Raw genomic sequence first — 23,742 nt, 5'->3', positions numbered from 1 at the left:
CCCTCCGCACGTGCGTCACCAGAAGGCGACACGGCCGGTCGCCGCCCGGCCACGCGATGGCCGGTGTGGGAACCATCACCCACAGTGAGCGTCCACGTCGTGGCCGAGGGCCCGGTGACCCACCTCCGCGGCGCGCAGCTTCGGCGACAGTCCCACGCAGCCCTGACCAGCGACAACGGGCATGGCAGCTCCCACTACAATTCCAGTGCTTGAATGGAACGTCGTCTTTGCCCGAGCGAGGAGAAGCGCTGTGCCCCTGGTTTCCGTCGTGATGCCCGTATACAACTCGGCAGCGACGCTCGGTGCAGCGGTTCGGTCGGTGCTCTCACAGACCCACAGCGACCTGGAGCTGCTGGTCACCGACGACAAGTCGTCCGATGAGTCCATGGACCTGCTCATGGACTTCGCCAGGCAGGACGAGCGCGTCAAGCCGGAGTCGGCACCGGAACAGGGCGGTGCCGGCCGGGCACGCAACCTCGCGATCACGCGGGCCCAGGGGGACTACGTCGCTTTCCTCGACAGCGACGACATGTGGCTTCCCGAGAAGACCGAGCGGCAGATCGCGTTCGCCGCAGAGGGCGATGCGCCCTTGACGTTCACCTCCTACTTCAAGATGGACGCCGACCACGCCGGCGAGAGCACCGACTTCGTCCCGAACGGGCGGGTGGTCAGCGCGCGGGAGCACGTGGACTACCAGGCGATGCTGGTACGGGACTACATCGGCGCTCTGACCGCCATGTACGACCGCAACGTCCTCGGCACGCGCCTCATGCCGGAGATGCGGAAGCGGCAGGACTACGCCCTGTGGCTGTCGATCATGCGGGACGGCGCTGACGCCCGAGGCCTGGCCGAGCCGCTCGCGGTGTACAGGGCCCACCAGGCCGGATCACTGTCCTCCAACAAGCTGTCGCTGATCCCCTACAACTGGGAGCTGTACCGCGAGCACGAGGGGCTTTCGGTTCCCCGGGCGACGCGTGCGCTGGCCGGCGCCGCGTGGCAGTCGCTGCGCAACTCGCGAATCTAGAACCCCTGGCCGCGACCTGGCCAGACACCCGTCCGCTCGGCCTCCGAGGCGGGCGGTTCCGACGCGGCTTCCCCCACCCAGGCCGCCCCGACGGTTGGTGGAGTGAGTGGCGGTAGTGCGCCGACGCTCCGGCCCGCCGCAAGATCACAGATCGGACGGACCACGTCGTTCAGCCGTCGACTTGGCCGCCTGCATGGCGGTCAGCCGGCGGACGTAGCGGGCGGCGACGACCGCCGCCGGCACGACGAGCACGTGAAGGACCAGGGTGAGCCAGGTTTCCAGGTTGAACTCGTACCTGTAGTCCGTCTCGCAGCAGGTCTGTCCTTCCTGGACCTCAGCGCTGAAGGGCACGCGGCCGAGGAGGGCGGTCCATGGACTCAGTACGAGCGGCCCGAGTACGACGGTGACCAGACAGACCGCCCACCAGGCTTGCAGCAGACGCGGCGCCGGGGCTGTGCCGTCGCCCTGGCCGGGTGGGCTGGAGGCATGCCAGACGTCGTTGGCGATCTGCTTGGGAAGGAAGAGATTCACGACGGGGATGAACCATCCCACCCACGCCATGGACGGGTGGTAGCGCAGCCGACCGGGCGTGAACCGCTCGGCGACGGCACGCACCCGGGCGAACCAGAGAACCCAGCTCACCACCAGCCCTGCGCCGACGAGAAGCTGGGCGGCGAAGAGGATGTGGAAGGGAATGCTTTCCCATCGCGTCACGTCAGCGATGTTCTCCCAGGACTCCTCCCAGTCCGGGTAGAGATCATCGTCGTCGTACTGACGCCCTGGGACGGTGACGGAGACGACGAACTGGTGGACGGCCGTGAGTCCGGAGACCAGGGCCGAGAGTCCGAGCATCCAGTAGACGGCGGCCCGGTACCCGTCGGCCGTTTCCGTCCGCCGGCGTGCGCGGCGGCGTTCGTCGGCCAGCAGGGGCTGCGGCTCTTCCGCACGCCCGGTCGCACCGAGCCGGTCCGCCTCCCGCGCCTGGTCGACGGCGGTGGGCGGGTGCAGCGGCTGAGCCGGGCCCTCCGAAGTCGCCTCGTCCGCAAGGCCCACGTCCAGAGCAATGTCGGCGACCGGACCCATCCGGGTGTGCGGATCCTCCTGGTCGAGGAGTTGGACGGCTTCCTGCCCGAGCCGGGTCAGTACCTCCAGCGGCAGCCAGGGGCCGAGCGAGCGGTACTGCGTCTCCTGCCGTTCCCGCAGCTCGGCCAGAGTCGGTCGATCCGCCGGATCCTTGGCCAGGCAGGCCGCAAGCATCCCCTGCAGCGGCTCGGGCACACCGGCGAGGTCCGGTGCCTCGTGCACCACCCGGTACATCAGCGCGTGAGCCTGGCCCTCCGCCGCATCGAACGGGAGCCGCCCTGAGGCGGCGAAGGCCAGTACCGTGCCCAGCGAGAAGATGTCGCTCGCCTCGGTCAGCCGCTCACCGCGGATCTGCTCCGGCGACATGAAGCCGGGTGACCCGATCACCACCCCGGTACTGGTCAGGCCGCCCGTGGTGGAGTTCAAGGCACGGGCGATGCCGAAGTCGATGACCTTCGGGCCGTCGATGGTCACCATGACGTTCGAGGGCTTCAGATCACGGTGGACGAGACCGGCGGCATGGATGTCCCCCAGAGCCCGGCACAATCCCGAGGCCAGGCCACGCACCGAAGGCTCCGGCAGCGGCCCGTGCTGCTCCGCCACCACCTGTTGCAGGGTCGGACCGGCGACGTACGTCGTGGCGACCCAGGGCAGTGCCGCCTCCGGGTCGGCCGCCAGCACGGCGGCCGTCCAGTCCCCGCCGACCTGTTGTGCCACGGCCGTCTCCTTGGCGAACCGGCGGCGGAAGTCCGGCGCCGCCGCCAGCTCGGCACGGATGGTCTTCACCGCCACCATCCGGCCACGCGGGGACCGGGCCAGATAGACCACCCCCATGCCGCCTTCCCCGAGCCGGCCAAGGAGCCGGTAGTCGGCGACCCGCTCGGGGTCATGCGCTTGTAACGGCTGCACGGAAAGTAGCTCCCCCCTGGAACATCACTGCGGCGGATCAAGACTAGCCACGGCTCACCCGAATGGATCCGGAATGCCGAGCAAAGGAGCCGTGAGTGTGGAGGAGGAGCCGATAGGCCGGTGCCCCCGTGCGGATCGCACGGGGGCACCGGCCTATCGGTGGTTCGGGACCTCAGTCCTGCTGCTCCTCCCACTGGGTGCGGGCGAGCTCCGAGTTGGTGCGGACGAGCTTCCAGTCGTCCTCGATCGTGTACATCGAGTACCGGCCGGTCGCGTCCAGGGCCTCGAAGACCTGGTTCGCCCAGGCGTCCGAGTCCGGCTGGTTGGCGGTGATCCGGGCGGGATGCGAGCGGGACGGCTCGTCCAGGTCCGGCGGCACCGTGACGAACACGCTCAGCCAGCGGTCACCGTCCCCCCAGGTGAAGGAAGGGCCGTAACTGCTGCTGTTGTCGGTGAACCCGATGCCGAAGGCCGCTTCGAGGTCGGCCCACAGGGCCTCCGCGAGGACGGCCCCGGGAGTCTGCGGCTCCCGGAACCCGGCGTGAATGTTGTACTCGCTCACTGTCGCCCTCACCTCACGTGGAAGGTCTTGTCGTAGCCGTAGCCGATCAGCCGCACGTGGGTGAAGTCGTGCGAGGAGCTGTTGAAGGCGAACGAGTCGAGCCCCTTCTTGGCCGTGTCAAAGGATATGTCGGCGTTCCGGCCGTCGATGATGACCACGTCGGCACCCTTGCCGCGGCCGGCCTTGATGGCCTCCTGGACCGTGCTCGCCTTGTTCGACTTCAGGACCTTGAACTCGGCGGCGGACCCGCCCACCCAGGCGTCGAAGTGTTTGCCGTCACCGCCCGGCTGGTCGTTGCGGGACTTGACCTCCTGCCCGTTTCCGGCGAGGTAGAGCGCCAGCTCGAACTCGTCGTTGTTGAAGGCGAAATGCGGTCCGTCCTTGCCCCGGCGCTGCTCCTTGTCCGGCTTGGAGCCGTCCGTGGTCTTGTTCCAGGACTCGTCGATCAGCTCCAGGATGTCCTCGAGGTAGTTCGCGACCATCCACTGGGTGCCTCGGGACGCGCCGTAGCAACCCGCCTTCTCCGGCCCCATGTGGCGGCAGGTCCGGCGGTCGATGTCCTCGACCTTGTCGAGGAACCGGCCGACGTTGAACTTGTGCTCCTCCATGATCTGCTTGAGGCGTGCCTTGCGCAGGGTCTCGGCACGATCGCTGTCGTACTTGTGCTGCTCGTCCCAGTACGAGGGCCGCTTGTCGCCGGGGGAGTCGCCGTTGCCCGTGCCGTTGTCGGTGCCCTGGTCCTTGCCGACGTATCGGCCACCGCTGCAGTCACCGGGGGTGCCGGTGCAGTAGGCGCGCTCGTCCGGGTCGTACAGGCCCGACGGGTCGCTGCGCGTGACGGGGTTGTTGTGGCTGTACGCGTAGCCGTTGACCTGGAGCGGGTCCGCGAAGTCGATCAGCGCGTCCGCGGAGACGAACCGGCCGGTGGCGGGGTCGTACTCGCGGGCACCCAGATGGGTGAGACCCGACGGGTCCTCGACGCCGACGCCCAGGTAGCCGCGCTTGTTCGGCCAGGAGGAAGGCTTCGTGCCACGCACCTCGCCGTACGGCTTGTAGGAGCGGCGCGTGACCGCCTGGCCGGAGGTCAGGGCGATGCCGGTGGTGGCGGTGCCGACCTGGTCGCCGATCAGGACGTCGAGCTTGTGCCCCGTGGTGGCGCCGTTGAGGGTGGACCGGACCACGGTGGGCGCGCCGGCGTGCGTGTAGACCCGGCTGGCCTTGGTGATCGTGCCGGCGGAGGTGGTGAGCTCCATCTCGCCGAGGTAGAGCACGCTGCCCGAGGGGGTGTTCTCCAGCAGGCGGTTGCCGTCGGCGTCATAGACGTACCGGGTCGTGACCCCGCCCGCCTTGATCGTGTCGAGGCGGTTCTCCGGGGTCCAGGTGAGGTCCTGGGTGCCGCCCGGCAGCGTGCGGGTGGTGGTGTTGCCCGCGTCGTCGTAGGCGTACGAGCTGCCCGTCCCCGGCTCGGAGGTGACCGAGGTCAGGGTGTGCGGCTGGGTCTCGGTCGGGGCCGACGTGCCGTTTCCGGTGTCCGTCTTGCCGTACTCGAAGGTGAGCTTGACGTCCTTCGTGGGGTCGGCCGGGTCGTGCTTGACCTGGGTGGCGCGGTTGCCGATGACGTCGAAGGTGTAGCTGTCGTAGTAGCCCGTGGCGCCGCCCGCGACCGTGCCCGCCGCGGGGGCGTTGGCCGCCAGGGAGGCGGTCAGGGTGCTGTCCGGGGCGGTGGTGTCGGTGACGCTGTCCGCGGCCCGGGCGATCGGACCGCGGATCGCCTTCTGGTCGGTGCGGGGACCCCAGGTGCTGCCGTCCGCGCTCTTGCAGCCGGTGCTGGCCAGCGTCGGGGTGATGTTCGAGGTCCAGGCGTGGACCATCTGCCCGGCGACGTCGTGCGAGTAGCACTGGGTGTCCCACACGGACGTGCCGTTGTCGGTCAGCTTGCGTGCCTGCGAGGTGATGTTGCCCGCGTAGTCGTATGAGTAGTGCGTGCTGCTCACCCGCGGGGACGCCGAGGACTCGCGGTCCACGACGGTGCGCTGGAGCTGACCGGTGTAGTCGTTGAGGAAGTTGGTGGTCCAGACCCGGTAGGGCTGGGCACCGCTGGTGGTGCGCATCGGCTCCCCGTACGGGGAGTAGGTGACGTCGGAGGTGTACCAGGTGGCACCCGAGGTGCTCTCCGGAAGTCCGTCGGAGTTGTAGCGGGTGACGACCTTCTCGGCCGCGAGTCCGCCCTTGGCCGGGAGCGTGGTGCTCAGCAGCCTGCCGGTGGGGGTGTAGGCGAAGGCGTACTTGTACGTGCCGGAGACCCCGGTGGTCATGGAGTTGGCCGGGATCACCGTCTCGCGGCCGGTGGGCCGGTACTCGGTGTCGTAGCCGGTCACCCGGTTGACGTAGTCGCCGCTCGCGTCGTGGCGGACGGAGGAGGCCAGTTTGCCCAGCGCGCCGGGCAGGGTGTCGTAGGTGAACTCCCGGACCGGTGCGGACTCCGCGCCGCCGGTGCGCACGGCCGTGATGCGGCCGAGCACGTCGTACGAGGTGTGGACGGTGCCCCGGCCGTCGGCGGTGGTGGCGGTGGTCCTCCGGTCGGCGTCGTCGTAGCCGTAGCTCACGGTGCCGGTGTCGGGGTCCGTGCTGGAGAGGGTGCGGTGCCTGGTGTCGAAGGTCCAGGACCAGACGTTGCCCGCCGGGTCGGTGACCTTCTCCCGGTTGCCGCGGGAGTCGTAACCGTAGGAGGTGCTCCGCCAGATCGGGGTGCTGGAGATGCTGGACGCGTGCTGGATCTTGGTCACGCGGCCCAGGGCGTCGGTCCAGGTGTTCACCGCGGGGGCGGCACCGCCGGCCGGGAAGGCGACCGTGTTCGTGTCCCCGTAGACCCACTTGTTGTAGTTCATGTAGGCGCCGCCGCGGTAGTGGCTGGCGCGCACGGGGCGTTCGAGACCGTCGTACTGGGTGCGGGTGAGCATCGGCACGAGGGTGTCGGAGACCCTCTTGAACTGCACGGTCGTCGGCTCGCCCTGGACCAGGTACGGCTTGGTGGACTCCGCCGTCAGACCGTGGTCGTCGTAGCGGGTGTCGGTGACGATGCGGCCGGAGCCGTGGGCCTCCGCCTGGGTCTGGACCACGCGCATGAGGCCGTCGTAGATCGTCACCCCCTTGGTGTAGGTCTCGTCGTCCTTGAGCTTGTAGACCGTCACCGCGGACGGCTTGGTCGTGGAGGAGGCGGCCTCCGCCATCTGGTAGGAGATCGTCACGTCGGGCTTCTGGGTGCCGCCGGAGCGGCTCGCCGTCCAGCCCTTGACCAGCCGGCCGAAGGCGTCGTACTCGTTGCGCACGGTCCGGCCGTTGAGGTCGGTGATCGTGACGGGCAGGCCACGGCCCGGGTCGAGCTCGCTGACGGTCGTGTGGCCCTTTTCGTCGACGGTGGTGACCGAGGTCACCGGCCCGCCGGTGTCACCGGGGGTGTAGCGGGTCTCCGTGGTGCCGGTGACCGGCCGCTTGACGGTGCGGATGCGTCCCAGCGGGTCGTAGGTGCTGGAGGTGACGATGCTGTGGTGGGTCCCGTCGGAGTTGGACTCCGCGGACACGGTCATCAGGCCCTTGACGGGCGTGGCGCCCCAGGCCTGACCGTCGTACGACATCATCTCCGCGGTGATGAGCGCGGCGGTGCCCGTGGCGGTGTTGTGCTGGCTGCAGGGCACGCCGGTCTTGCGGATCCGGCTCGCCAGGCCGATGAGGTTGGCGTCCGTGTTGTGGACGTACTGCGTGGTGGAGCAGGTCTGGGAGCTGAGGGTCTCACCCGTGCCGTTGGGCTTGACCACGGACACCTCGACCTGTGCGGGCAGGTTGTAGGTGCCGTCGACGGTGGTGTCGGTGCGGACGGCCTGCCAGCTGCTTCCGACCGTCTGGATGGCCTCGCTGCGCTTGACCCCGGTCTGGTAGGCGACCAGCGGGTCGGTGCCCTCTCGGGTGCGGGAGGCGGTCTGGCGGGACCAGGGCTGGTTGAGCGTCCGCTTGAGGACCTTGCCGCCGGTGCCGTCGTAGGTGATGGTCTCGGCGACCATGCCCGAATAGGCGTCGGAGTCGTCCGCGAGCAGGGTCACGGTGTCCGTGGAGTCCTTGACGGCTCCGCCGGTGCCGCGGAAGTAGCGGGCGACGGAGTACGACTGGGTCTGCGGTGCGGCGCTGCTCTTCTTGCCCTTGTACGTGCTCACCTTCTGGAAGCCGCGCCAGTCGCTGTACGTGCGCAGCTCGGGACGGGTGAACTCGTCGTCGCTCTTGGCCCAGGCCGGGCCGGAGTACTCGTACCGGGTGGTGACGCGGTCGGAGACGCCGGTGATGCGGTCGTTCTCGGTGACCGTGTGGACGAGGTACTTGTTGAACCAGGCCAGTCCCGGCTTCTTCTCGTCGCCGTCAGGGGACCAGCGGACCGGGAAACAGGTCTTGGTGTTGTTCTCGGGGGCCACCGAGGGCTGGTACTGGCACCCGCCCTTGTACGTCACGTCGATCTGGCCGCCGTGCTCGGTGTAGACGGTGCCGATGCGGGGGCGGGGGAAGCCGGGGCGCTGGTCCTGGCTGTCCTTGCGGACCAGGTTGGGCAGCTGCTTGTCCTTCAGGTAGCCGGACAGCGGCTCGCCGGGACCCACGGTGTACGGCTCGAAGGTCACGCCCTCCTTGGACATCAGGGTGCCGCTGGAGGCGCCGGGGGTGTAGCCGTAGTGGGTGATGCCGCTGAGCCACATGGCCGGCGAGGTGCTGTACCAGTCACGAGGGAAGGACTGCTTGAGCTGGTACTGGTCGACCTTGACGAGTCCGGTGGCGCCGGGCCGGTGGGCGTAGGTCGAGACGTAGCCCAGGCGCATCCGGACCCAGAAGGAGGGGAAGGCCGGGCACAGCTTGGAGTCCGACTTGCAGTTCAGGTTGCCGGGAGTGTCCCACCAGGGGCGGTAGGAGGCCGGGTCCTTGGTGTTGTCGAAGTTCGCGGAGTCGCAGGCCGGTGCCGCGGACAGGCAGCGCTGGTAGAGACCGAAGTTGACCTTCGCGGCGGGGGTGCCGCCGAGGTTGTCGTTGCGCAGTCCGTACTCGATGAAGTCCGGCAGGGCGCCGCGGTGGTACACCTCGGGCGTCTTGAACTTCTTGTTCACCGCGTAGTAGTTGGTGGCGCGGGCCCAGTTGACGATCATGACGTTGCCGTGGACGTCGAGGACCTTGTCGAGGCCCCACTGCCATGCCTGCCGCTTGCCGGCCCCGCAGCGGGAGTCGGCGAAGGCGGTCGCGTGGCAGGGCTCGCCCGGGTGGTTGCCGAAGACCGGGACGGTGAGGACCGAGTCGGTGTCGGCGTGGCCGCCGCCGATCTTGTCCAGACCGTAGAAGTACTGGGTGCCGTCCGTGGTCGTGACGACCCAGTGCTCGCCGTCGTTGTCGCCGTTGTCGATGCCGGTGCGGCGCTCGACGCGGGTGCCGTCGTCGTTCTGCAGGCGGTAGGTGTCGGTGGAGCCCACCTTCACCAGCTCGGAGGTCCGGCCGTTGAGCGAGATGACGGCGTTGTCGGACACCCAGCAGAGGTCCGAGGACTCCTTGTCCTTCTTCGAGGTGTTGTTGGCGCCGCCCGCCGCGATGGCCTTGGTGTCGTCCTTGCAGGCACGGTAGCGCCGCTCGATGCGGCCCGGGTCGTAGTCCCAGCCCTCGCCGAGCCAGGAGGACTGAGGAGTGGACGTGGCGGTCTTGCCGTCCACCCACTGGGAGTTTTACTTGAAGCTGATCTTCGGTGCGGGGCCGGCCGGCGCCGGGGGCACGGTCAGCGGGTACTCCCAGCTGAAGCCGCCGGAGGCGTCGCCCGCGGCCCAGGTACCGCTGGAGGCCAGCGGGGTGGCCTTGAAGGATCCGCTCTCGGAGGCGCCGGAGTCGACGGCACCGATGACGGCCTTGTCACCGGAGGCGGCGGCGGGCTGGACCCAGGCCGCCTGCATCACGCCGGAGCCGGTGGCCTGCGGCGTGGTCGCGGCCACGGCCGGGACGGTGGTGCCGTCGGCCGCGGTGTCCACGGTGGCCGTGATCGTCTTCGTCCGGGCGTCGTTGACCGTCTCCAGCTCCGTGTACTGCTGGCACTCCTCCACGTCGGGAGTGGTCGCGTAGCACTCGGGGAACTGGACGAGACGCAGCCGGGAGGACCAGTCGGCGCCGTTGAGGTTCTGGTACGCCCCGTACTCGACCTGCACCTTGACCGGCACCGAGCCGGTGCTGGGCGCGCTCACCGTGAGCACGGAGCCCTCGACACCGTCCGAGACGGCGGACGTGGGGGCGGCGATGTCCACGCGCCAGGTTCCGGTGGGCGGCGTCGCCCCCTCGGCCTGGCCGATCTTCACCGGCAGGGCGCCGACCCGCTGCGGGGGAGCCGGATCCGCGTCCGCGGCCGGGACGGCGAAGGACGCCTGCTGGGCCGAGGCGCCGAAGGTGACGACGTCGCCGGCGCCGGCGGGCTTGGTGGTGGTCCCGGACGGGGGTGCCGTCTGGGTGGTCGGAGTGGGCACCCCGAGGCGGCTCAGATTGGCGTCCCGGTCGGCTCCGGTGACGAAGCGCGGGTCGGGCAGGCCCTCGAGGGCGAGGGTCTCGCGAGGCACCGAGACGGTTCCGGCATCCGGGTCCGGCGGCTGCGCCAGCGCCTGCGCCGGCAGCAGGGCTACCAGCGTGGCGGCGCCGAGCGCCGGAATGAAGGTGGCGCGCAGGCGTCTGCGCACGGATGGCTGTGCAGGCAAAGCAAGTCCCCCCGGACTTTTCGTTCGGGACCCCGTGCGTGCGCACAGGAATCCCACAGTGATCGTTGGTGATTGTGTGCGGATGCGACGCATAAAGACCAGATCAAGTGACGATCGCCACGGGGCCAACCAGGGCAAGAGAGTTCAGGAGCGCAGGAGGCGGACCAAACAGCCCTGTGGAGCACCCGGCACCAAACCCCCTGACAGCCGTGCGACGCGGTTGGTTTCGGTCAGACTGGAAGAAAGTCCACAGGGTTTTCGGTCGAATTAAGTCGCATTCAAGCCATTCGATCGGCGCTCACCTGGCGAGAGACGCCATCGCGGAGCCAGCGGAGCGGAGGACAGGGTCTCCGGAGCCCCGAACCCGCTCAGATGACGCCTTCCGCCGCGTCCGTCATGATGCGCAGGCACCGTCACGCCTGGGGGACATCAGGCGTCGGCGCACTCGGATACGTGAAAAGAGCCTGGCCACAGCCCTGGAAGGGACGGCCGGTGGGGGGAAAGGGAAGTTCGCTCATGACGAGCAGATGGCGCCGCGCGCCCGGGCGCCGGGCGCTGGCGGCCGGGGCGGCGGCGGCCGTGCTGGCCACTGGAGTGACGTACGTCGGTCTGAACAGGACCGAGGAAGACACGTTCACAGCAGACGCACAGGGTCCGCGCGCAAACGTTCCGGTTGGCGAATCGGAGGCAGTGGCACAGGCCGCCAAATCCCGTAAACCGGTGGAGGTTTCGACCCTTCGAACGGCGTACTCGACCACCTGGGCCAAGCCCGACGGGAGGATGGTGCGGAAGATCCACGCCAGCCCCGTCCGGGCCAAGGTGGACGGGGTGTGGAAGCCCATCGACACCCGTCTGAGGAAGGTGGACGGCGGCTGGACACCCCGCGCCGTCAACAGCCCCGTGCTGTTCTCCGGCGGAGCCCCGGCACCCGGATCCACGGCGGGCAAGACCGGTACGGAACGCGCCTCGCGCGCCTCCGTCCGCCGGGTGTCCCTGCTGTCCGGCGTCACCCCGGGCACCGGCAACACCCTGGCCACCCTCACGGTGGGCGAACACCAGATCGTCGTGACCTGGCCCGAGGCCATCCCGACACCGGTGGTCGACGGATCCCGGGCCCTGTACCCCGAGATCCTGCCCGGCGCCGACCTTGTCCTGACCGCCGACGACGGCGGTTTCGCGCAGCTGCTCGTGGTCAAGACCCGCGAGGCGGCGGCGAATCCGAAGGTGGCCCAGCTCTCGTACGGGCTCTCCTCGCCCGACCTCACCTTCACCCTGGACCCGCTGACCAACGTGGTCAGCGCGGTCGACGAGAACGGTGCGGACATCGCCGAGTCCCCGACTCCGCTGATGTGGGACAGCGCGGGCGTGCCCGCAACCACCGACGGCCAGGCCGGCGGCACGGCCACCCCCGGCGAGGAGGTGCTCCCCACCGAGACCCCCGACGAGGGCGAGACCGGGGTCCCCTCGTCCGACCCGACGGAGTCCGGGACGGCCACCCCCGAGCCCACCGACGCGGTCAACGACAGCGACGACGGGGACCTGTTCAACGAGACCCTGCCGGAGGCGACCGACGAGGCCGCCGACCCCTCGGCGACCTCGGGCATCGGACCCGATCCCTCCGCCCCTGCGGAGGCCTCGCCCGAACCCTCGCAGACCGGCGCCGCGGCCACGCTGTCGCTGCCCGCGCTGAACGGGCCGCAGCCCGACTCCCACGGCACGGTGGTCGCCACCGACCTCGACGGCTCCAACTGGACCATCAGCGCCGACCAGGAGTTCCTGACCGCCCCCTCGACGGTCTACCCGGTGTTCATCGACCCCTCGGTCAACAAGCACACCAACGACTGGACGACGGCCTACAGCCGCCACAAGAACGCCACCTTCTACAACGGCAAGAACTTCAACAAGGGTGGCACCCACGAGGCCCGGGTCGGCTACGAGTCCGACACCTGGGGTACGTCCCGGTCCTTCTTCAGCATCGACTGGGACCCGGACCTCAAGGGAGCGGTCGTCACCGCCGCCCGGCTGTACGCGCTGGAGACCTACGCCTGGTCCTGCAACGCCCGCAGCATGGACGTCCACATCACGACACCGATCTCCTCCAAGACCAACTGGAACAACGCGCCGTCGATGCACGCGGGCAACCGGATCGGCGGCGGCAAGTTCGCCCACGGCTGGAAGTCCAGCTCGTGCCCGGACAAGTACGTCAGCTTCGACGTGAAGTCCACGGCGCAGCGCGCGGTCAACGGCGGCTGGCCGACGATGACCATCGGTTTCAAGGCGGTCAACGAGAACGACCAGTTCGCCTGGAAGAAGTTCCAGGCCGACGGTGGCAACGACCCGCACGTTCTCCTGGAGTACAACCGGCGTCCCGAGGCCCCGACCAACCTGGACCTGGCTCCCGACTTCAGCTGCGACACCACCGCCCCGTACATCAACGTCGGCAGTTCCACACTGACCTTCTGGGCGGACGCGAAGGACAAGGACGGCAACCTGTCGTCGGTCAACTTCGAGATGTGGCCCACCGGCGGCAGCGGCAACATGCTCGGCACCAAGGGCAAGGCTCCGGTCGGCGGCAGCTCGGGCAAGACCCACACGGATCCGTTCTCCACCGGTGCCACCGGACTCAAGCTGGTCGACGGCAAGACCTACTCCTGGCGGGCCAAGACGGTCGACAAGACCGGTTCGACCTCGACGTCGTACGCGCCGGCCAAGACCCCGTGCCGGTTCGTCTTCGACAGCACGCGGCCCTCGCCGCCGACCGTCGTCTCCACGGACTTCCCGGACGCCGACGCCCTGGACAACGGCTTCGGCAGCGACGGCGAGGACTCCCTCTGGAGCAAGAAGAAGTTCGGCGAGACGGGCACCTTCCAGTTCAAGGCCGCCCAGACGGACGTGGACTACTACGAGTACGGCTTCAACCAGGGCGCGCGGGACTTCAAGGTCGAACGCACGGCCGGAGCCTCCACGGACACGCTCACCACCCTCAGCAGCATCAAGCCGCCGCTGGCCGGGCCGAACGTCCTGTACGTGTGGGCGGTCGACGACGCGGGACACCGCTCGGAGCCGCGGAAGCACCTCTTCTACCTCTCCCCGAGGGACGAGGCCGACACCCCCGGCGACTTCACCGGGGACAAGCTGCCGGACATGATGGTCGTGGACGCCAACGGCAACCTGCGGCTCTACCCGTCCGAGCACCAGCCCGACCTGACCAAGGGCACGGGTGACCTCGGGTTCTCCATGGCGGGCGCGTACCGGAACAACCCCGCGAAGGACCCCAACGGCAACGACGGCCTGCCGGCGTACTCGAGGCCTCCGTCGGGCTACTGGAAGAACACTCTCCTCACCCACAACGGCGACGTCTACGGCGGAGACGGCTTCCAGGACCTGATCGCCGTGAAGGACGGCAAGCTGTGGGTGTACCCGGGTGACGGCTACGGCGCGGTCAACATCGACAAGCGGCAGCAGATCCTGCTGCCCACGGGTGCGCCGGACCCCTCGACCTACACGCAGATCGTGTCCGCCGGGGACGCCACGGGCGACGGCAAGGCCGACTTCTTCGTGAACATCGGCGCGGAGCTCTGGGTCCTCGTCGGCTACAACGGCGCCACGGTCGACCAGGCCCTCCGGCTCTCGTCCTCCGCCTGGTCCGACCGCGACATCGTCTCCGTCATGGACATCACGGGAGACGGCGTCACCGACCTGATCTTCCGGACCGACGCAACCTCGCAGCTGATGCTGCGGCAGGGAAAGCCGGGCGCCGGCGGCGGAGTCGATCTCACCTCGCTCGGCAGCGCGGCCGCCTCGGCGACGGGCAGCGACGCGATCTACGGCCGCTCCGGCTGGAACTCCACCAGCATCCGGCTGCTCCTCGGCACGCCGGACGCGAACGGGGACAAGGTCCCGGACATCTGGACCCTGCGGGTGGACGGCTCGGTGCGCTTCTACGCAGGCACCACCGGCGAGATGGCGCACGCAGGCGTGACCATCATCGGCAACAGCAACGGCATCGGCTGGAAGAACAAGCTGGCCATCGGCTGACGCCAGGCACGCCTGCGGTGGTGGGCCCCGGTCGGACGTTCCGACCGGGGCCCCTTCCGTAGGCACGCCATGCTCACCCCCGTACCGAACCGGGAGAGCCAGCCCCGGTCCGGCCGGCGTGCTGTGTCGCCGACAGGACGCCGACCCGCCACCCCTCCAGGCCTCCGGCGGAGCTACCGCAGCAGGAATTCCTGCGCGGCCCGCGCGCCCTCGTCACTGCGGCTCTGGGTCGAGTGCCCGATCCCTGGGAGCACGACCAGCTCGGCCCGAGGGGTCACGGCAGCGAGCTCCCGGGCCCACCGCACCGGAGTCGACAGGTCACGGTCCCCGGCGAGCATCAGGACCGGCATGGTCAGGGTGCGGCCGGGCGCCGCACGGTTCGGCCGCGACACCGGCCAGGGCAGACACGTCTGCGGCATCCCCTGCTCACCCGCCGTCTCCCGGGGGAACGGCCACGTCGCCGCCGGCTTGATCCGTCGTACCGCCCGCTCCAGGGCCCGCTGGCGCCCCTCCACCGGTACCGACGCGTCGCCCCAAGGCCACGCCCCGTCCGCACACAGAGTCGCGGCGTGCAGCCCCGAGCTGAACTCGGCCGGTGTCTCGTCGCTCGGTGCGGAGAAGCCGGCGACCAGGGCATCGAGTCGGGTCCGGTCACCGCCCGCGGAGGCGTGCAGGGCGTCGAGGATGCCGAACCGTGGATCGTTCAGCTTCGGGTCGATGATGCTGGCGATCACCAGCAGGTTGAAGACGCCGACCCCATTGCCGTCCCGCCGTACGACGTGCGCGAGGTCCGACGCCGGGTCGAACCCGCAGCGCTGCTCCGCGCAGGCGGCGCGCAGGACGCCCGCGGAGTGGCCGAGCGAATCCTCGTACAACAAGGAGGAGCCGTCGAGCGGCACGACCGAGTCCAGGACCAGCTTGCGGACCCTCCGAGGATGGGTGAGGGCGTAATGCCCTGCGGTGAAGGTGCCGTACGAGACGCCGTCCACGGTCCAGGACGGGATGCCGAGTGCCCGGCGGAGATCCTCCAGGTCGGCCACGGTGTCGGAGGTGGTGTAGAAGTTCCGTCGCTCTCCGAGGCTTTCGGCGCAGGCCGTGACGGACCCCGCCGTCGGGGCGACGGTGTCGCTGCTCCCGACCTCCTTCTGGAGCGCCGGGCAATCGAGGGCGGACGTACCCGTGCCGCGCTGGTCGATCATCACGAGTCGGTACTCGGCGAGCGCCCCGGGCAGTCGTGAGCGGATCCTCGGAACGAACGGCACTCCAGGCTGCCCCGGCCCGCCGGTGAGGAAGAGCAGCGTCCCGCGCGGCGCGTCCGCCCGGCCGGACACGGCGACCTGGAGTGCGAGGGTGCCCGGCACGGACCCGCTCCGGTCCAACGGCACGGTCAAGTCGGCGCAGACGACGTCGGACTGCCCGGGGCACGGCCGATGCCCGGTGAGGCCGCCGAGGCCCGCGAGGCCGGCCGCTCCGGCAGCCGTGGCGGAGGCGGTGGCCGTGGCGGTGGCGGAGGCAGGCCGTGCGGCCGAGGCCGCGGGCGGGGCCGTGGACCCCACACACGCGGCGGCGGCCAGCGCAGCCACCAAGGCCGTACAAGATCGACTGAACAAGGTCATCGTCGTTTCCCCGTCGGCAGACGTGGTGCCATGAGCGTCGGCCGCCATGGCACGGCCGGAGGCCCGGCTGCCGTCATCCTGGGTCGCGAAGCCCGCCCCGCGTTGAACATTCATGCGCGATCGGCGAGCAACCTCCGTACGGCGCTGGGCACGTGCCCCGTATGGCTGCGGCACATCCGGGTCAGATGGGCCTGGTCGGCGAACCCGTACTCGTACGCCAACGCCCGCAGGCCGCCCGCGCCCGCCCCGCCCTCGATGGCGTGCAGGACCCCCCTCAGCCGCAGTTCGTTGCGGTACCGCGTCAGGGTCCTCCCGGTCACGGCATGGAACACCCGGCTCAGGTGGTGCGGCGACACCCCTACGACCTGGGCCAGTTCCTCCAAGGTGAGCCCGAGCGCCACGGGCCCGGTGGCCAGAACGGCACAGACGTCGCGCACGAGTCCGGCGTGTACACGCGCGGTCGCCTGCCGCGCGGGGCCACGGTCCTCGGCGCGCCGCGAGTCCACGGAAGCGGCCACCGCGTCGAGCAGACGATGCAGGTGCTCCGCCAGCTCGAACGGTTCGGCGCCCCGTCGGGCGGCGGACAGCAGCGCCCGGTGCCGCAGATCGGTGACCCCGTCGACGTGGAAACCACGGGAGACCCCGGCCAAGCCGTCGAACCGATCGGCGAACGCCTTCTCGGACAACCGGAGCTCGCTGGACCGGTCGCCCGGACCCGACGGATGGGCGACCCGCAGCTCGTCACCCGGCCGCAGCAGGTAGCCACCGGTGGGATCGAGGAAGAGCTCCTCTCCCTCGATCCGCTGCACGAACGAACCGGCCCTGACCAGCACCACGCTGTACTCGTCGGCGTATCCGGGCCCGACGAACCCACGGCGGTCCTCGCAGCACAGAATGTCCTGGAGGCGGATCCCCGCGGAATGGACCCGCTGCCGTAACGCCCCCCGCCGCTCCCGCACCACCTCGGACCGTAAGAGCTCCGCGATGGTCCGCTCGTCTCCGTCCACTGCATCCCCTCCCCGGTGACCTGCTCAGGCTCGCCCGTCTCCGGGGCGCTGTCACGTCTTGCGGTAGAGGTCGGTGAGCAGTTCGATCACGTTCTGGGTCGCCGGGTGCGGGTCGTCGCGCCACCAGGCCAGCCGCACCGCGACCGGTTCGGCATCGCGGACCGGGCGGTACACCACGCCGGGCCTGCGGTACTGGCTGGCGGTGGCCTCCGCGCTCATGCCCATGCACCGTCCGGTGGAGATCGCCGTGAGCCAGTCGTCCACGTCGTACGTCTCCTGGATCGCGGGGCGTGAGTCCGGCGGCCACAGCTCCGGTGTCGTGGTGCCGGTGCGCCGGTCGATCAGCAGGGTGTGGCCGCTCAGGTCCGCCAGACGCAGCGACCGGCGCCTGGCCAGCGGGTCGTCGGCGGCCATCGCGCACAGCCGGCGCTCGAGGCCCACGATCGCCGTGTCGAAACGCCGGTCCTCCAGCGGTCTGCGCAGCACGGCCAGATCGCAGGAGCCCTCCGCAAGCCCGGCGGTCGCCGAGTTGACCCGCACCATGTGCAGCTCGGTCCCCGGGTGCCCCGCGGCCCACCGGCGCTGGAAGGCCGGGGTGTGGCGGCCGAGGGCCGACCAGGCGTATCCGATCCGCAGGACGTGCTGTCCCGCCGACGCCTCCCGGACCAGCTCCTCCGCTGCCGCGAGCACCCGCCGCGCGTGCGTCACCACACGCACCCCGGCACTCGTAGGGGTCACGGACCGGGAGGTGCGTCGCAACAGCCTCAAACCGAGCGCTCGTTCGAGTGATGCCAAGGTCCGGGAGACGGCCGCCTGCGAGACGCCGAGGGCGAGCGCGGCGTCGGTGAAGGTGCCCTCATCGACGATCGCGACGAGACAGCGCAGCTGCCGCAGTTCGAGATCCATGACTCCAGCGTATAGATCCGATCCTTGTATGCATTATGTGCAAGGACGATCGCGCGTCAGCATCGGCCCATGCGAACAGCCCCGTCCGGACCTGCCCCGACGACGCGCCACGAGCCGACGCACCGCACCTCCCCGACCGGTGTGGCCGCCATGCTCGGCAGTGGCCTGTCCAACCAGATCGGCGCGGCGACCGGCTCCCTCGCCTTCCCCGTCCTCGGACCCGTGGGGGTCGTCGCGGTCCGCCAGTACGTCGCCGCCGCCGTGCTGCTGGCCGTCGGCCGACCCGCGCTGCGGAGCTTCACCTGGCGGCAGTGGCGGCCCGTCATCCTGCTCGCGGTCGTCTTCGGGACGATGAACCTCTCCCTCTACACCGCCATCGACCGCGTCGGCCTCGGGCTCGCCGTGACCCTCGAGTTCCTCGGCCCACTCGCCATCGCCCTGGCCGCCACCCGCCGCCGGGTCGACGTGCTGTGCGCCCTGCTGGCGACGGCCGGGGTCGTCATCCTCATGCGCCCGCAGCCCACCACCGACTACGTCGGCATGGGCTCCGGCCTGCTCGGGGCCGTCTGCTGGGCGTCGTACATCCTGCTCAACCGGACCGTCGGCAGCCGCGTCCCAGGGGCGCAGGGCACCGCGGCGGCCGCGCTGCTGTCCGCCCTGACGTTCCTGCCGGTCGGGCTCTACGTCGTGCTGCGCCACCCGCCGACTGTCGCTTCCCTGGGGTACGCAGTCGCCGCCGGCGTCCTCGCCTCGGCCGTGCCGTACCTCGTGGACCTGTTCACGCTGCGCCACGTACCAGCCGCTGCCTTCGGCCTGTTCATGAGCGTCAACCCCGTGCTCGCCGCCCTGGTCGGATGGATCGGGCTCGGACAGGGCCTCGGCTGGATCGACGGGGCCGCCATCGGAGCCGTCGTCGGCGCCAACGTGCTCAGCATCGCCACCTCACGCCGCTGACCCCGGACCCGGCAGGGGACCGCGGTGCCCGAACCCAGGCGACCGCCAGTCGTCGGCTGCGCGCCGGCGGGTGCCCCAGGACGCCGGCCCGGATGAGCCCCCGGTGTCCACTCTGACGGGCAGCGCCCCCCGGCGCGGCGAACCGAAAGACGGGGCCCCTCAGGCGACCAGCTCGTAGATGCTGTGGGCCGTCAGCCACAGGCCGACCACCAGGGAGAGCGTGACGATCAGCTGCTCCTGGTGCCCGCCCAGCCAGCTCCGCAGTGCGTTCAGGCGGGCGTGCGCGCTCGCGGGCGCCCAGACCACGTACATCTCCATGACGACGAGGCTGAGGGTGGCCAGCAGGCAGTAGCCGGTCAGCGCGAGCCAGTCGGTGAGGGTGGAGAGATCCGCGTCGAGGGCGGTCGCGGCGCCCGCGCCGACCAGTCCCCAGGGCTGAAGCACCCACGCGAGACCGGCCGCTGTGACCCAAGAGGCGTTGTCGATCCGGGCGGTCCAGCGGGGCGGCCCGTGCGGGCGGGGCGGCCGATGGTGCCGGTGGGCGCCGTACAGCACCAGTGCCACACCGATGGCGAGCTTCGCGGCGATCGCGCCGGTCGAAGGGACAGTGTGACGCGTCGGAGGCTGACCACCCGTCAGCAGGAGGACAAGAGCGATCACCACGACCAGGTTGGCCAGCCACGACAGCAGGAACGCCAGACCCTTGCGGACACCGCCCCGCGAGGAGAGCAGCAGGATGAAGGCGCTGTTGTGCAGAGGCCCCATGGAGATAGCCAAACCGATCACTACCAGGTCGAGGACCACCGGATCAGTCACTCCTGGGGCTCGGGGCTGTCCGCCGCCGCTGGACGAGGAACCGGCCGGCATGAGCACGGGACGCTGCTACGAAACCGGCCGCAACCCGACTTTGCAGCCGACCGGCCGACCGGTCAAGCAGGCCACGCACGGGACACATCAGCTCATTCCGCTGCCCGAAGCCGTTCCACCGGTGTGGGGCAAGCGCGCGGCCGGCCCCGGAATCGCCCGGGCATTTCTCGGGGCGCGCCGCAGGACCGGCAGGCCAGCTCGATCGGCTCCGTCGGTTCCCCTGCGGCGGCGGGATCCGGCGGCGGACACTCACACCCGTGGCAGTGCGAAGGGAATGTGCCCGGTGGCGAGGCCGGTGGGGGAGAGGAGCCGGCCCATGCGTTTGCGGGAGTGGAGGAAGACGGTGCGGTCGTTCACTTTCAGCAGGGGAAAGCGTTCCGCGAGCTGTGCCTCCAAGGGGTCGATGGCATGCAGGCCACGAAGCCAGACCATCACGAGGAGGTTGTCCGAGCCGCTGACCGAGACGGCAAGGCGGACCTCCTCCATCCGGGCCAGCGCCTGGCCCGTGGCCGCGAGATGGGTATGGGGGACCGCTGTGCGGTAGAGCACCACGGTCGAGAGTCCCGCGAGGGGATGGGCCAGATCGCAGCGGAACGTGATGTCGCCGTCGCGGACCATCCGCCGGACCCGACGACGGGCGGTGTGCTCGCTCATCCCGGCCTTCGCCCCGAGCTCGGTGTAGCCGAGGCGTCCGTCGACGCCGAGGGCCGCGAGCAGGGCCTGGTCCTCCGGCGCCGGCGGGTGGTGCATGCGGGCGCTGTACACGGTCGAGCCCGAGGCCCGCGGAGCGCCGAGTTCCGCGTGCCCGGCGGGCTCCATGGCCCGCATCCTCCAGTCGCCGCCTTCGCTGTACAGCGTGATCCCGAGCCGGGTCCGGGTGGACCGGACGCCCTTCAGGCCGCCGATCAGGCCGTGCACCGAGCGGCCGAGGGACGGGAGGTCGGCAGCGGCCACGGACGCGAGGAGGTCGAAGTCACCGGCCGTCTCGTCGACGCTGAAGACCCAGGGCATATCGGCCAGGGCGTGGCTGACCGCTTCGAGCGACCGCGGCCTGCACCGCACCTCGACGTAGGCGACAGTGGCCGATTTCGCCGCGTCGTACGCGGTGACCCAGGCCAGACCGTTCGCGCGCAGCCGTTCCCAGCGCCGGGACACCGTGGTCGCGTCCACACCGAGCGCCCGGCCGATCTGTGACCACGGCGCCCGGGGAGCGGCCTGCAAGGCGTCGACGAGTGCGAGGTCCAGCTCGGAGAAGCGTACGTCCGCACCGGGGGAGCGGGAATCGGGTGTCACGGCGCTGTCCATGATGCTTTCCTGCAATTCTCCGGGGCTTCCGGTCATGGGCCGGATGGTAGGGGCACTTCCGGCCGATGCCCAGTTTCGGCCACGGTGATGAGGAGTGCCGAGTGTCTGCTCCGTCCCCGCAGTCCGCCCGGAGAACCGTCCGGATCACGATCGTTCTGTTGTTCGCCGCCTGGCTGGTCGACTATGCCGACCGGCTCGTCATCAATCTGGTCCTGCCCTCCCTCGGCGCCGAGTTCGAACTCAGCCGCGGCCGGCAGGGTCTGATCGTCTCCGCGTTCTTCCTCGCCTACGCCCTCGCCCAGATACCCGGCGGGATGCTGGCCGACCGGCACGGCGCGCGGCGGGTCACGCTCTGGGCCCTACTGGCCTGGTCCGTGTTCACCGCGTTGACCGGCTTCGCCTGGTCGTTCGCCGTCCTGCTCGTGCTGCGGTTCGCGTTCGGCGCCGCCGAGGGCGTCTTCCCGCCCGCCTCGCTGAAGGTCCTCGTGGAACGGACCACCCCGGACGAGCGGATGGCCGCCAATGGTCTGATCATGAGTTCCAACGCGGTCGCCGGTGTGCTGACCCCGCTTCTCGTCGCTCCCTTGATCGCGGCCTTCGGCTGGCGCTCGGCGTTCTTCTCGACGGCGGCGCTCGGAGTCTTCGTCCTCGTGGCGGTACGGATGTGGCTCCCCGCCCCGTTGCCCCGTACGGAACCGGCGACGGGCACCGTCCGTCCGGGCGTGGGCGGCGTCCTGCGGCTGGGTGTGGTCTGGCGCTTCAGCGCCATGATGTTCGGCTACAGCGCGATCGTCTGGGGTTTCAACACCTGGGTCCCCTCCTACCTGGGCGAAGAGTACGGAGTGTCCCTCGCCGCGGCCGGAGCCCTCGTGGCCGTCCCGGCCCTCGCCGCGGCCGGCGCGATCGTCGTCGGCGGCCGGATCTCGGACCGGCTCGGCGGCCATCACCGCAAGGTGATCGTGCCCGGCATGACGGTGGCCGCCGTCGCCCTGCTCCTCGTCGCCTCCTCGTCCTCGCTCACCGGCTTCGTCGTCTTCGGCACGATCGCGTCGGTCGCCGTCGCCCTCTGCTACATGCCCATCCTCGCCGTCCCGCTGGGCGGACTGGCCCCGGAACAGGTCGGCGTGGGCAGCGCGGTGGTCGTCCTCGGCGGTCAGGTGGCCGGCATGGTCGTCCCGCCCGTCGTCGGCGCGATCGCCGACGCCTTCTCCTTCCAGGTGGCCTTCGCCTCCCTCGTCCTCGGCGCCGTCATCGCCGCCGTCATGGCGCTCCTGACCCCGCAGGACGCCGCCTCCTTCCGGACCGCCACCGGCGCGTCCCACCTTCCCGAGCCCGCAAAGGAGCACTCATGACCGCCGCCCCCCTCACCCGCCTGCTCGCCTCCCTCCCCGACCGGCTGCCCGGCCTGCGCGCCGTGTACGAAGACCTGCACGCCCACCCCGAACTTTCGTTCCAGGAGTTCCGTACGGCCGGGATCGTCGCCGACCGGCTGCGGCAGCAGGGCTGGGACGTCACCGAGGGCGTCGGCGGCACCGGCGTCGTCGGCGTCCTGGCCAACGGCGAGGGCCCGGTGGTCCTGCTCCGCGCCGACATGGACGGGCTCCCGGTCCAGGAGCGGACAGGACTGCCGTACGCCTCGCGGGCGACCGCCGTCGACGGAGACGGCGACGAGGTGCCCGTGATGCACGCCTGCGGCCACGACATGCACGTCACCTGTCTTCTCGGCGCCACCGCCCAACTGGCCGGCGCCCGTGGGGAGTGGCGTGGCACGGTCGTCGCCGTGTTCCAGCCCGCCGAGGAGGTCGGCGGTGCTCCGGCGATGATCGAAGACGGCTTCCTGGAGCGCTTCCCCCGCGCCGACATCTGCCTCGGCCAGCACGTGGCCCCCGCGCCCGCCGGGTTCGTCGGCACCCGGCCCGGACCGGTGATGGCCGCCTCCGACAGCCTGCGAGTCCGACTCTTCGGCCGAGGCGGACACGGCTCGACGCCGGAGTCGACCATCGACCCGGTCGTCATGGCCGCCGCGGTCGTCATGCGGCTGCAGACGATCGTCTCCCGGGAGACGGGGGCGGCCCAGACCGCGGTGGTGACCGTCGGTTCGCTGCACGCCGGCACCAAGGAGAACATCATCCCCGACTCCGCGGACCTGCGGATCAACATCCGCTCCACGGCGCCCGCGGTACGGGAGCGGGTCCTCACGGCCGTCCAAAGGATCGTCCGCGCCGAGGCCGCCGCCTCCGGCGCCCCGAAGGAACCCGAGATCACCGGGCTCAACTCCTTCCCCGTCACCGTCAACGACGAGCGCGCCACAGGCACCGTCATGACCGCGATCGCCGAGGCCCTCGGCCAGGAACGGGTCTTCACCCTGCCCCAGACCCTCACCGGCAGCGAAGACTTCGGTGTCTTCGGTACGGCCCTGGGCGTCCCCTCGGTCTTCTGGCACTTCGGCGGCGCCGACCCCGCCCTCTTCCGGGACATCGACCCCGAGGCGCTGCTCACGGACGGCCTGCCCGAAACCGTCCCCGCCAACCACTCGCCGCACTTCGCCCCCGTGCCCGACCCCACGATCGGGATCGGCGTGACGACCCTGCTCGCGGCAGCCGCCCCGTGGCTGTGCTCCGAGGAGGCGCGAGCCGCCGACGGCGAAGAGGACTGACCTCCCTCTCTCCCCGCCCCCGTACACCTCCCCGCCGGCCCATCCTCCCTTCCTCCTCCCCACCCC

At 70.4% G+C, this 23,742-nt stretch carries 14 protein-coding genes; 5 read left to right on the top strand and 9 right to left on the bottom strand.

Features of this window, described 5'->3' with window-relative positions; genetic code table 11:
• The first annotated feature begins 250 nt into the window (after positions 1–250).
• The gene (locus tag IE237_RS06170) at positions 251–1,024 is read left to right on the top strand and encodes a glycosyltransferase family 2 protein (protein WP_189800787.1); all 774 of its coding nucleotides are present in this window, start codon (positions 251–253) and stop codon (positions 1,022–1,024) included.
• Between the two features lie 144 nt (positions 1,025–1,168).
• Here the strand turns inward: IE237_RS06170 and IE237_RS06165 are convergent, their stop codons facing one another.
• The 4 genes from IE237_RS06165 to IE237_RS41490 all read right to left on the bottom strand — a co-directional run bounded on the left by IE237_RS06165 (position 1,169) and on the right by IE237_RS41490 (position 10,309).
• A complete protein-coding gene (locus IE237_RS06165; protein ID WP_189800786.1) occupies positions 1,169–3,016 on the bottom strand; it encodes a protein kinase domain-containing protein in 1,848 nt (615 codons plus the stop codon).
• Between the two features lie 172 nt (positions 3,017–3,188).
• Positions 3,189–3,578: a hypothetical protein gene (locus IE237_RS06160; protein ID WP_189800785.1), complete on the bottom strand. Its 390-nt coding sequence runs from the start codon at positions 3,576–3,578 to the stop codon at positions 3,189–3,191.
• An 8-nt stretch (positions 3,579–3,586) separates the two neighbouring features.
• Complete coding sequence (locus IE237_RS06155; RefSeq protein WP_308433042.1) at positions 3,587–9,307, bottom strand: RHS repeat domain-containing protein; 5,721 nt, start codon at positions 9,305–9,307, stop codon at positions 3,587–3,589.
• A gap of 12 nt (positions 9,308–9,319) precedes the next feature.
• Positions 9,320–10,309 carry a hypothetical protein gene (locus IE237_RS41490; RefSeq protein ID WP_308433041.1) on the bottom strand — a complete coding sequence of 330 codons (990 nt, stop codon included), beginning with the start codon at positions 10,307–10,309 and terminating at the stop codon, positions 9,320–9,322.
• Positions 10,310–11,047: 738 nt separating this feature from the next.
• On the opposite strand from IE237_RS41490, the gene IE237_RS06150 reads away from it, so the two are divergent.
• On the top strand, positions 11,048–14,365 hold the full coding sequence (locus IE237_RS06150; RefSeq protein ID WP_229842335.1) for a DNRLRE domain-containing protein: 3,318 nt from the start codon (positions 11,048–11,050) through the stop codon (positions 14,363–14,365).
• 173 nt (positions 14,366–14,538) lie between these two features.
• Here the strand turns inward: IE237_RS06150 and IE237_RS06145 are convergent, their stop codons facing one another.
• The 3 genes from IE237_RS06145 to IE237_RS06135 form a co-directional block, all read right to left on the bottom strand.
• The gene (locus tag IE237_RS06145) at positions 14,539–15,948 is read right to left on the bottom strand and encodes an alpha/beta hydrolase (RefSeq protein WP_229842535.1); all 1,410 of its coding nucleotides are present in this window, start codon (positions 15,946–15,948) and stop codon (positions 14,539–14,541) included.
• Between the two features lie 143 nt (positions 15,949–16,091).
• A complete protein-coding gene (locus IE237_RS06140; RefSeq protein ID WP_189800782.1) occupies positions 16,092–16,988 on the bottom strand; it encodes a helix-turn-helix domain-containing protein in 897 nt (298 codons plus the stop codon).
• 51 nt (positions 16,989–17,039) lie between these two features.
• Positions 17,040–17,894, bottom strand: coding sequence for a LysR family transcriptional regulator (locus IE237_RS06135; RefSeq protein ID WP_189800781.1), 855 nt, complete (start codon positions 17,892–17,894; stop codon positions 17,040–17,042).
• Between the two features lie 69 nt (positions 17,895–17,963).
• Here IE237_RS06135 and IE237_RS06130 point away from each other — a divergent pair, with 69 nt between their 5' ends.
• Positions 17,964–18,848: an EamA family transporter gene (locus IE237_RS06130; protein ID WP_370468151.1), complete on the top strand. Its 885-nt coding sequence runs from the start codon at positions 17,964–17,966 to the stop codon at positions 18,846–18,848.
• A 159-nt stretch (positions 18,849–19,007) separates the two neighbouring features.
• Here the strand turns inward: IE237_RS06130 and IE237_RS06125 are convergent, their stop codons facing one another.
• Positions 19,008–19,652, bottom strand: a complete 645-nt coding sequence (locus tag IE237_RS06125; protein ID WP_189800780.1) for a GAP family protein — start codon at positions 19,650–19,652, stop codon at positions 19,008–19,010.
• A gap of 312 nt (positions 19,653–19,964) precedes the next feature.
• Complete coding sequence (locus tag IE237_RS06120; protein WP_189800779.1) at positions 19,965–21,020, bottom strand: Lrp/AsnC family transcriptional regulator; 1,056 nt, start codon at positions 21,018–21,020, stop codon at positions 19,965–19,967.
• A 101-nt stretch (positions 21,021–21,121) separates the two neighbouring features.
• On the opposite strand from IE237_RS06120, the gene IE237_RS06115 reads away from it, so the two are divergent.
• Together IE237_RS06115 and IE237_RS06110 are read left to right on the top strand one after the other, a co-directional pair.
• Positions 21,122–22,372, top strand: coding sequence for an MFS transporter (locus tag IE237_RS06115; RefSeq protein ID WP_189800778.1), 1,251 nt, complete (start codon positions 21,122–21,124; stop codon positions 22,370–22,372).
• Positions 22,369–23,676, top strand: a complete 1,308-nt coding sequence (locus IE237_RS06110; RefSeq protein ID WP_189800777.1) for an amidohydrolase — start codon at positions 22,369–22,371, stop codon at positions 23,674–23,676. The genes IE237_RS06115 and IE237_RS06110 overlap by 4 nt, the downstream gene beginning before the upstream one ends.
• Positions 23,677–23,742: the final 66 nt, after the last annotated feature.

This window comes from Streptomyces tanashiensis, assembly GCF_014648895.1.
Classification (GTDB): Bacteria; Actinomycetota; Actinomycetes; order Streptomycetales; family Streptomycetaceae; genus Streptomyces; species Streptomyces tanashiensis.
Note: the sequence above shows the minus strand (reverse complement) of the source record. Positions and strands in the feature narration are given on the sequence as shown.

Excerpts from the sequence above, each read along its gene's own strand:
- IE237_RS06135 (WP_189800781.1), bottom strand. The coding sequence starts at position 17,894 with ATGGATCTCGAACTGCGGCAGCTGCGCTGTCTCGTCGCGATCGTCGAT.
- IE237_RS06110 (WP_189800777.1), top strand. The coding sequence starts at position 22,369 with ATGACCGCCGCCCCCCTCACCCGCCTGCTCGCCTCCCTCCCCGACCGG.
- IE237_RS06120 (WP_189800779.1), bottom strand. The coding sequence starts at position 21,020 with ATGGACAGCGCCGTGACACCCGATTCCCGCTCCCCCGGTGCGGACGTA.
- IE237_RS06130 (WP_370468151.1), top strand. The coding sequence starts at position 17,964 with ATGCGAACAGCCCCGTCCGGACCTGCCCCGACGACGCGCCACGAGCCG.